The organism is Pseudomonas sp. NPDC089534 (genome assembly GCF_044749305.1).
GTDB classification, from domain to species: Bacteria; Pseudomonadota; Gammaproteobacteria; order Pseudomonadales; family Pseudomonadaceae; genus Aquipseudomonas; species Aquipseudomonas ekonensis.
This window is the reverse complement of record NZ_JBIVHR010000006.1, coordinates 180-9041: the sequence shown is the minus strand read 5'-3', so window position 1 is coordinate 9041 and position 8862 is coordinate 180. Positions and strand designations below refer to the sequence as shown.

9 protein-coding genes and 1 pseudogene are annotated in these 8862 nt (G+C 65.4%); 5 read left to right on the top strand and 5 right to left on the bottom strand.

Going from position 1 to position 8862, the window contains the following annotated elements:
- Positions 1–77: 77 nt before the first annotated feature.
- Positions 78–1403: pseudogene (locus tag ACIP0B_RS02980) on the top strand (NAD-glutamate dehydrogenase domain-containing protein); the annotation flags it as partial.
- 172 nt (positions 1404–1575) lie between these two features.
- Here ACIP0B_RS02980 and ACIP0B_RS02975 read toward each other — a convergent pair.
- The 4 genes from ACIP0B_RS02975 to ACIP0B_RS02960 all read right to left on the bottom strand — a co-directional run bounded on the left by ACIP0B_RS02975 (position 1576) and on the right by ACIP0B_RS02960 (position 5017).
- Positions 1576–2289, bottom strand: coding sequence for an ATPase (locus ACIP0B_RS02975; RefSeq protein WP_400829671.1), 714 nt, complete (start codon positions 2287–2289; stop codon positions 1576–1578).
- 230 nt (positions 2290–2519) lie between these two features.
- Complete coding sequence (locus tag ACIP0B_RS02970) at positions 2520–2927, bottom strand: cupin domain-containing protein (RefSeq protein ID WP_400829670.1); 408 nt, start codon at positions 2925–2927, stop codon at positions 2520–2522.
- Between the two features lie 240 nt (positions 2928–3167).
- Positions 3168–3461 carry a putative quinol monooxygenase gene (locus ACIP0B_RS02965; protein WP_085586896.1) on the bottom strand — a complete coding sequence of 98 codons (294 nt, stop codon included), beginning with the start codon at positions 3459–3461 and terminating at the stop codon, positions 3168–3170.
- A gap of 122 nt (positions 3462–3583) precedes the next feature.
- The gene (locus tag ACIP0B_RS02960; RefSeq protein ID WP_400829669.1) at positions 3584–5017 is read right to left on the bottom strand and encodes a PLP-dependent aminotransferase family protein; all 1434 of its coding nucleotides are present in this window, start codon (positions 5015–5017) and stop codon (positions 3584–3586) included.
- 317 nt (positions 5018–5334) lie between these two features.
- On the opposite strand from ACIP0B_RS02960, the gene ACIP0B_RS02955 reads away from it, so the two are divergent.
- On the top strand, positions 5335–5775 hold the full coding sequence (locus tag ACIP0B_RS02955; protein ID WP_400829668.1) for a carboxymuconolactone decarboxylase family protein: 441 nt from the start codon (positions 5335–5337) through the stop codon (positions 5773–5775).
- Between the two features lie 60 nt (positions 5776–5835).
- On the opposite strand, the gene ACIP0B_RS02950 is transcribed toward ACIP0B_RS02955, so the two are convergent.
- The gene (locus ACIP0B_RS02950) at positions 5836–6156 is read right to left on the bottom strand and encodes a hypothetical protein (RefSeq protein WP_400829666.1); all 321 of its coding nucleotides are present in this window, start codon (positions 6154–6156) and stop codon (positions 5836–5838) included.
- A gap of 151 nt (positions 6157–6307) precedes the next feature.
- Here ACIP0B_RS02950 and ACIP0B_RS02945 point away from each other — a divergent pair, with 151 nt between their 5' ends.
- From ACIP0B_RS02945 to ACIP0B_RS02935, 3 genes are read left to right on the top strand one after another with little or no spacing between them, the layout of a single operon-like run.
- Positions 6308–7030 carry a secretin and TonB N-terminal domain-containing protein gene (locus ACIP0B_RS02945; RefSeq protein ID WP_400829665.1) on the top strand — a complete coding sequence of 241 codons (723 nt, stop codon included), beginning with the start codon at positions 6308–6310 and terminating at the stop codon, positions 7028–7030.
- Positions 7027–7572 carry an RNA polymerase sigma factor gene (locus ACIP0B_RS02940; RefSeq protein ID WP_400829663.1) on the top strand — a complete coding sequence of 182 codons (546 nt, stop codon included), beginning with the start codon at positions 7027–7029 and terminating at the stop codon, positions 7570–7572. Before ACIP0B_RS02945 ends, ACIP0B_RS02940 begins: the two co-directional genes overlap by 4 nt.
- A gap of 52 nt (positions 7573–7624) precedes the next feature.
- Entirely contained in the window at positions 7625–8563 is a 939-nt protein-coding gene (locus tag ACIP0B_RS02935) for a FecR family protein (RefSeq protein ID WP_400829662.1), read from the top strand.
- The last annotated feature ends 299 nt before the right edge of the window (positions 8564–8862 follow it).

The following is an 8862-nucleotide window of genomic DNA, read 5'->3' as shown; positions in this document are numbered from 1 at the left end:
AATAAAACGCCGAACAACTAGAAATAAACAACCACTAACACAAAATCAATAAACTACTCAAATAAGATATTCAGGACGGCGACATGACCGACAAGCAACGCAACCAGTTGCTGGCGAGCATGACCGACGAAGTCGGCGGCCTGGTGCTGGGCAACAACTACAAGCAGACCCAGGCCCTGTCCCTGGCGGCCCGCCGTGCCTACGCGCGGATCGCCGAGTACAAGCGCCTGATGGGCGACCTGGAAGGCCGCGGCAAGCTGGATCGCGCCATCGAGTTCCTGCCGACCGAAGAGCAACTGGCCGAGCGCGTGGCCGAAGGCCAGGGCCTGACCCGTCCGGAGCTGTCGGTGCTGATCTCCTACAGCAAGATCGACCTCAAGGAGCAGCTGCTCAACTCGCTGGTGCCGGACGACGACTACCTGACCCGCGACATGGAAACGGCGTTCCCGCCGACCCTGGTCAACAAGTTCTCCGAAGCCATGCGCCGTCACCGCCTGAAGCGCGAGATCGTCAGCACCCAGATCGCCAACGACCTGGTCAACCACATGGGCATCACCTTCGTTCAGCGGCTCAAGGAGTCCACCGGCATGAGCCCGGCGAACGTGGCCGGCGCCTACGTGATCGTGCGTGACATCTTCCACCTCCCGCACTGGTTCCGTCAGATCGAAGCGCTGGACTATCAGGTGCCTGCCGAAGTGCAGCTGGAGCTGATGGACGAGCTGATGCGCCTGGGCCGCCGCGCCACCCGCTGGTTCCTGCGTGCCCGCCGCAACGAGCAGAACGCTGCCCGTGACGTCGCGCATTTCGGTCCGCACCTGAAGGAGTTGGGCCTCAAGCTCGACGAACTGCTCAGCGGCGAAATCCGCGAGACCTGGCAGGCCCGTTATCAGGCCTATGTCCAGGCCGGTGTGCCGGAGCTGCTGGCGCGCATGGTGGCGGGGACCTCGCACCTGTATACCCTGCTGCCGATCATCGAGGCTTCCGACGTGACCGGCCAGAACCCGGCGGACGTGGCCAAGGCCTACTTCGCCGTGGGCAGCGCGCTGGACATCACCTGGTACATGCAGCAGATCAGCGCCTTGCCGGTCGAGAACAACTGGCAGGCCCTGGCCCGCGAAGCGTTCCGCGACGACGTCGACTGGCAGCAACGTGCGATCACCATCTCCGTCCTGCAACAGGGCGACGGTTCCCAGGAGGTGGAAACCCGCCTGGCGCTGTGGATGGAGCAGCACGAAGCCATGATCGAACGCTGGCGCGCCATGCTGGTGGAAATCCGTGCCGCCAGCGGCACCGACTACGCCATGTACGCGGTGGCCAACCGCGAACTGCTGGACGTCGCGCTGAGCGGCCAGGCGGTCGTCCCGGCCGCCTCGGCCCGCAACGCCGAGCTGGAACCGGCCTGAGCCGTAGCTGAATGAGAAAGCCCCGCTCTCGCAAGAGGCGGGGCTTTTTTATGCCTGCATGATTGGTGTCGCCTGATCGGGCCTCATCGCCAGCAGGCTGGCTCCCACAGGGATTCGCCTGCAACGCAAAACCCATGTGGGAGCCAGCCTGCTGGCGATGGGGCTGCCGAAATCAATACAACTTTTGAGCCTGCCGAACATCCAGCATCGATACACTGTTTCCTGCACCGCCCAACAATTGACTGAGCGACCGGTCAAACTTCTGCAATGCCCGGACTTGAACTTCCTGCTGTTCATTGATGTCCGCCACGATATCGTCGGTGCGTTTGTAGTCGGCCCACAACGGACTCAATGCCTTGGCATCGGTGCCTTTTGCCGTGCCGATGTAGTTGAACTGCGCATCATAGAAGTCGGCGCTGGCGTCGGTGCGGATGTCGGAACTGCGCGAGGTGATCAGTTGGCTGCGGGTATCGATGATCGCCGTCACGTCCGGCCTGGCCGCCCGCAGGCTCTGCATGTCCGGGTAGACCGTCACCGAGCCGAAACGGCGTTTGAGCGAAGCGGTCATCCAGTCCACGGCCATGTCCGGTTTCGAGGTGGCGACGTAGGCGTCGTGGATCGGCTGCACCAGCAGGCTCTGGCCGAAACCGGTGCCGGCGTTGGCCTGGTAGTCGCGCAGGTATTGGCGGTTGGTCTGGGTGCCCGGGCTGTAGACGATGCCGAGGGAGACATGGGCGCCGCTGGGCACCTGGGTGGCGCCGCTGCGGCCGACGGGGTGGGTGAACAGTGTGTCGAGCGACGATGCCGAGGACGGTGCCGTGGGCACCGAGCAGGCGGACAAGGCCAGTACCGAGATCGATAACGTTGCGGCAAACGCAAGTTTCATGGTGTTTCTCCCGTGAAACAACTTCGGTTCGATGAGTTTAAAGTTGCCGCGCTGAACGGCAGTTGAACCAGACTAAACCCGCACCGCAAATATGAAACGACCAATCGGCGAAGTTATCGGGTGGCCAATAGTCTTGTTTGCTTTAAATAGGACTGAGTCATTGCCCCGGGAAATAAAAAGGCTCAAATCGACGATTTGAGCCTTTTTATTTATGGCTGACGCAACAGCGATCAGTTTTCCAGGGGGATCAGCACTTTCTCGTCCGGGGCCAATACCATGAACACCAGCAGCTTCGCCGGCTGGGTCTTGCTGGCGTTCTTCGACACCAGGTGTTCGGAGCCGGCCGGTTCGTACCAGTATTGGCCCTTCTTGTAGGTGACCGGCTGCTCACCCTTGACCTGGGAGACGATCTCGCCTTCCAGCACATAGGCCATGGCGGTGCCCTCGTGCCGGTGGGCAATGGAAGACTGACCGGGTTTGTAGTCGACTTCGATCATCAGGGCTTTCTTGCCCGGGGCGTTCTTGAGCATCTGATCCTGCAGGACGGTGACCTTCTCGGAAGGTTCGTCCGTGCCATGGGCAAAGGCCGGGCCGGCGGCGAGCAGGGCGAAGGCGGTAAACACGTGCAGGGCTTTCATGGGCATCACCTGTTGAAGTGGGGGTGTCGGTGATCACAGTAGTTCGCGCGGCGGTTCGATCAAACGGCCAATGTTCGGGAAGATCGGGAGACCAATCGCCGACCTCGAAACCTGTTGGCGCTACTTGCCCTTGTGGCGAGGGAGCTTGCTCCCGCTGGCGTGCGAAGCGCGCCCAACAGGGGCCTGCTGCGCAGTCCAGCGGGAGCAAGCTCCCTCGCCACAGGGGCTTGCCCTGCAGGGCTAGACGATGGGAAAGGAGTTGAAGTCCACGCTGTTGGCCAGCCGGCTGTCGATCAGGTCGATGAAGCCCTGGGCCTCGGGGCGGTTAAAATGCGCCTGCATCGCCGCTTCCGACTGCCAGTGGGCGCTGACGGTCCAGCGCTGGCTGTCCTCGGGGCAGCGGTCGACCATGTACGAGTCGCAGCCCGGTGTCTCGCGCAGGGTCTCGACGATCTTCTGCAACTGCCTGCCCAGCTCTTCCGAGCGGCCGGCGGCGGCCTGCACCTGGACGGTGTTGATCACGGGGTTGGACATGGCTCGCACTCCTGTACCGGGTCGGACGCATCCGCCCATTGAGGGATAAGGCCTGTGCAGAATAGGCCTGCGCCCCCGGATCACCAATAACCAATCGGCGGTTAAACGGTTAGACCAATCCCTCAGGCCACTTGCTGCAAGATATCGCGCAGCCGGTCCAGGGCGATGTCGATGTCCAGGGTCTCGATGGCGCCGAAGCCGAAGTACAGGCCGTCGCGGGGCGGTTGCCGGTCATAGAAACCGTTGATCGCGTAGAGCCCGACCTCGACCTTTTTCGCCAGCTCGATGACCAGCGGCAGATCCATCGGCACCTTGCAGAACACCGCCATGTGGAACCCGGCGCTGGGCGGCACCGCCTCCAGCCACGGCGACAGGTCGGTGGCCATGCGCGCCAGGATCCGTTCGCGGCGCTGGGCATAGACGGTGTGGCAGCGGCGGATGTGCTTGAGCAGGCAGCCCTCGGCGATGAACTTGGCCAGCGCCCACTGCGGCAGGGTGGAGGCGTGCAGGTCGGTGAGCTGCTTGGCGCGGATCACCGCCTCGAGGATCGCCGGCGGCAGGATCGCGTAGCCGATCCGCAGCTCCGGCAGCAGGGTCTTGGAGAAGGTGCCGACGTAGGCGACGAGTCCGCGCCGGTCGAGGTTGTGCAGCGAATCCGTCGGCCGGCCTTCGTAGCGGAATTCGCTGTCGTAGTCGTCCTCGATGACGATGGCGCCGAGCGCGTGGGCCCGCTCCAGCAACGCCTCGCGCCGGGCCTGGCTCATCGGCATGCCCAGCGGGAACTGGTGCGACGGCGTCACGTAGATCAGCCGGGTGCCGTCGGGAATGTGCTCCACTTGAATCCCCTCGGCATCCACCGGCACGCCGACCACGTTGGCGCCGTGGGTGCCGAACAGCAGGCGGGCGGGTGGGTAGCCGGGGTCTTCCATGGCCACGACGCTGCCGGGCTGCAGCAGCACCCGGGCGATCAGGTCCAGCGCCTGCTGGGCGCCGTTGCACACCACCACGTCTTCGTCCTGGCAGTTCACCCCACGGGAAAACGCAATGTGCCGGGCAATCGCGTTGCGCAGCGCCGGCAAGCCTTCGGGCAGGCTGTAGAAACCCTTGGATGTCGCCATCTGCCGCATGGCATGGGCCACGCAGCGGCGCCAGTCGTCCTGGGGAAACTGGCCCTTGCCGGTGGCGCCGCCGATGAAGTCGTAGCGCAGCGAGCCTTCCAGGGTCGGGTGGCGCAGGAACACCGGCAGGTTGCGCCAGCGCTCGATCACCTCGGCGCCGGCCAGTTCCGTGTGGCTCTGTTTGCGCTGGACGGCGGCGGGACGGGCGTTGACGTAGGTGCCTTTGCCGATCACGCCGGTGAGGAAGTTTTCGTAGGTCAGTTGCGCATAGGTGTCGGAGATGGTCTTGCGCGAGATCCCCAGCTGTTCGGCCAGCAGGCGGCTGGGGGGCAACTGGGTGCCGGCGGCCAGCCTTCCGGACTCGATGGCGCCGCGCAGCTGTCGGTACAACTGGCCGGCCAGATCCTTGCGGCCGTTGATCACGACATGAAGTTCCATCCGACGGGGCTCCTGGGGCGAATGAGGCGGATTGTGCGCCCACCAGATTACTTCCGAATGCACGCGGGGCAGAAGTTGCGTATTGCAAATCCCCGAAATTGGTGCAGAACCCTGTGGGAGCTGGCTTGCCAGCGATGGGGCCTTCGGATCCAGCATTGGTGTTAGCAGGTATACCGCCATCGCTGGCAAGCCAGCTCCCACAGAGTCAGTGTGTGTCCGGGTTCAGTGGTCTGCCAGTTTTCCGTGGAATTGGGGCTGTAACCCTGGCGCACCAGCGCTTACCGTGAAATCACTCTTCTGCTGCCCGAGACCTACCCATGTCCCCGCGCCTGGATTACTACAGCGCCTCGCCCAAGGCGATGAAAGCGATGATCGCCCTGGAGGCGCTGACCGGCAGCCTGAGCATCGAGGCGCCGCTGCTGCACCTGATCAAGATCCGCGCCTCGCAGCTCAACGGCTGCGCGTTCTGCACCGACCTGCACTCGGTGGAGGCGCGGCGGGCCGGGGAGAGCGAGCGGCGTCTGTATGCGGTGGCGGTGTGGCGCGACAGCGGCTTCTTCAGCCTGCGCGAACGGGCGGCGCTGGCCTGGACCGAAGCGGTGACGCTGCTGTCCGAAAGCCAGGTGACCGATGCCGTCTACCAGCAGGCGCGGGACCAGTTCTCGGAGGGTGAACTGGTGGACCTGACCATGGCGATCAACACCATCACCAGCTGGAACCGGCTGGCGGTGAGTTTCCGCCAGGAGCCCAGCGAGTGATCCACGAATGCGCGGGGCTTTCTCGCATCCCGGCGCAAGCGAGCCCCCTCGCCACAGGGTTCATTGGCCGGCCGGTGGCCGCTGCGGCTTGACCGAGTTGCCGAACGTGTTGCCCATCCGCGTGGCGGTGGCGGCCGGCGTCGCCAGGCCCACCTGGTTCGGCGGCCGCTTGTCGACGGGCACGTTCATCGCCTCGCGGTTCTTCTGCGCCGCCTTGGCGCCTTCGGGGTTGTTGCCCATCTGCTGGCTCAGGCAATCGTAGTTCGGCGCCTTGTAGCCGCCGACCGTCACGTCGATGCAGCCCGGCGGCTGTTCGGCCTGCGCGGCGCCGAAGGCGGCGAGCAGGCACCCGCCCAGAACGATTTTCCACAGTGATTTCATGCTGGCCTCCTGGCCGGCCCGACGAGGGCCGTTCTGGAGCCTGAGTCTACTGCAAGGCCGGCGGCGATCCCGTGATGGTTTTTTTGCACCGTCCGTCACACCAGATTCATAAACAGCCCTCAGGATGACGGTTTTCAGGGGTGCGTCAGCCGTGCAGCGAGGCCATGCCAAGGGCGGTTTTGTGCGTTCAGCGCCTTTGCGCCAGGCCTGCCTGGGCCTGTTGCTGGGCCTCTTGGCGCTGGGGGCGAAGGCCGAGCCGCTGCGCATGACGCTGCACATCCCGGCCCAGGACCTGGCCTCGGCCCTCGACCGGTTCAGTCGCGCCACGGGCATGGCGGTGCTGGTCGACAGCCAACTGAGCCGGGGCCGGCGTTCGGTGGCGGTGGACGGTGAGTTCACCGCGGCCGACGCCTTGCGCCACCTGCTCGGCGGCAGCGGCCTGATGGCCAAGTACGCCCGCGCCGATGCGTTCACCCTGCAGGTGGCGCAGGTCGAAGAGGTGACGGTGGCGGCGCAGAACGCACCGGCGGCGTCCGGCGCGGTCAACCGCAGCTACGCGACGGCGGTGCAGGCGGCCATCGAGCGCAAGCTGTGCCGTTCGCCGCTCACCCGTCCGGGCAGTTACCGGGCGGTGCTGCAGTTGTGGATCGGCCGCGACGGGGTGGTGCAGCACAACCGCCTGGTGACCTCCACCGGCGATGTGCGGCGGGACGCGGCGCTGGTGGACAGCTTTCAGCGCTTGAGCATCGGGCGCCCGACACCCGGCGCCTTGCGCCAACCGGTCACGCTGCTGCTGTTGCCGGAAACCATGGACAAGAAAGACACAGGAAAACGCATGGATTGCACCAGATGGGAAGGAGTCTCCGGGGGATGAAAGACGCCGGACAAGGTTCGATGCTCCAGCTGTTCCTGACGTCCTACGACGACTTCCGGGTGCGCCTGCGCCGTCGTCTCGGTTCCGAGGACCTGGCCAACGACGTGCTGCACGAAACCTACCTGCGGGTGGACCGCATGGAGACGCCGCCGGATCTCCAGCGGCCCAACGCCTACCTCTACCGCATGGCGCTGAACATCGCCGCCGACCGCCGCCAGGCCGATGCCCGGCTGCTCACCGGCAGCGAGGTCGAGGAGCTGCTGCAGATCAGCGACGAAGCCCTCGACCCGGCGCGGGTGGTGGGCGGGCAGAAGGAAATCCAGTCGCTGCTCAGTGCCCTGTATGAGCTGCCGGCCCGGCGCCGGCGGATCTTCATCGCCGCGCGGCTGGAGGAGGCGCCGCACCTGGAGATCTCCCAGCGCTTCGGCATTTCCACGCGCATGGTCGAGAAGGAAATCAAGGCTGCGCTGGGGCACTGCGCGGCGAAACTGGAAAGAAAAGTGTTTCAGCGGTTCGGTCGCGGGGCCGGAAAACCGTCTTGAAAGTAGAGCTCCGATCCACGAGTCCCGATCAACCCGTTGAGAACCTGCGCGTTTGAACATCCTCCGTCTGACACCTGCCGAGCCACAGGCCTGCGAACGTCTGCAGAGCGAAGCCCGCGACTGGCTGATCCTGCTGACCTCGGGCCGCGCCACGGTCGCCGACGCCCGGGCCCTGCGCCAATGGTGCGCGCAAAGCCCCGAACATGCCCGCGCCTTCGAGGACTGCAAAGCCTTGTGGCACTTGCTGCAACCGGCGGCCGAGGGCTTGCAGGCGCCCCGGCGCTTCGGCCGGCGGGCGTTCCTCGGCGGCGCCATCGCGGCGTCGGCGGCGTTCGTGCTGGTGCGCGGGACGGTGCCGGGCGGCTTTTCCGGGATCGGGGCCGACTACATCACCGAGGTCGGCGAGCAGCGCCGGTTCGAACCGGCCGAGGGCCTGAGCCTGGAGCTCAACACCCAGACCCGCATCAACCAGCGGGCGACGGAGGACGGCGCGCAAGGGTTCGAGTTGCTCAGCGGCGAGGTCGAAGTGCAGACCGCCCGCCAGCCGCTGGCGATGCAGGCGGGCAGCGGCTGGCTGCGGGCCAGCCGGGCGCGCTTCAACCTGCGCAACCTTGATCGGCAGGTGTGCGTGACCTGCCTCGACGGTGCGGTGGAGGTGGATCTGCAAGGCCGCAGCGTGCGCCTGGAACCGGGCCAGCAACTGACCTGGGACGCGCAGCAGGTGGGCAACGTGCAGAGCGTCGACACCGCAGCGGTGATGAACTGGCGGCAAAAGGTGCTGGTGTTCAACGGCGCGACCCTGAGCCAGATGATCGACGAGATCAACCGCTACCGGCCCGGCATGCTGTTGCTGCTCAACCGCGAACTGGGCCAGCGCCGGGTGCAGGCCCGCTTCAGCCTCGATCAACTGGCCGGCGTGGCCTTGCTGATCCGCGACGCCTACGGCGTCAAATGCACCGAACTGCCGGGCGGGGTCGTCGTTTTCAGCTGAAGGCATGGGCGGCGGCTGAGATGCCAGCAGTACCGGCCTCATCGCTGGCAAGTCGAGTCGTCGCACCGCAGCTCCCACAGGTTTTTGTGGTGTGCAGGGATCCTGCGGGCAGCCGGGATCCCCTGTGGGAGCCAGCCTGCTGGCGATGGCGGTGGGTCAGGCAACAGAGATGCCGGCTGTGATGGCCTCATCGCTGGCAAGCCAGCTCCCACAAGTTTTTGTGGTGTGCAGGGATCCTGCGGACAGCCGGGATCCCCTGTGGGAGCCAGCCTGCTGGCGATGGCGGTGGGTCAGGCAAC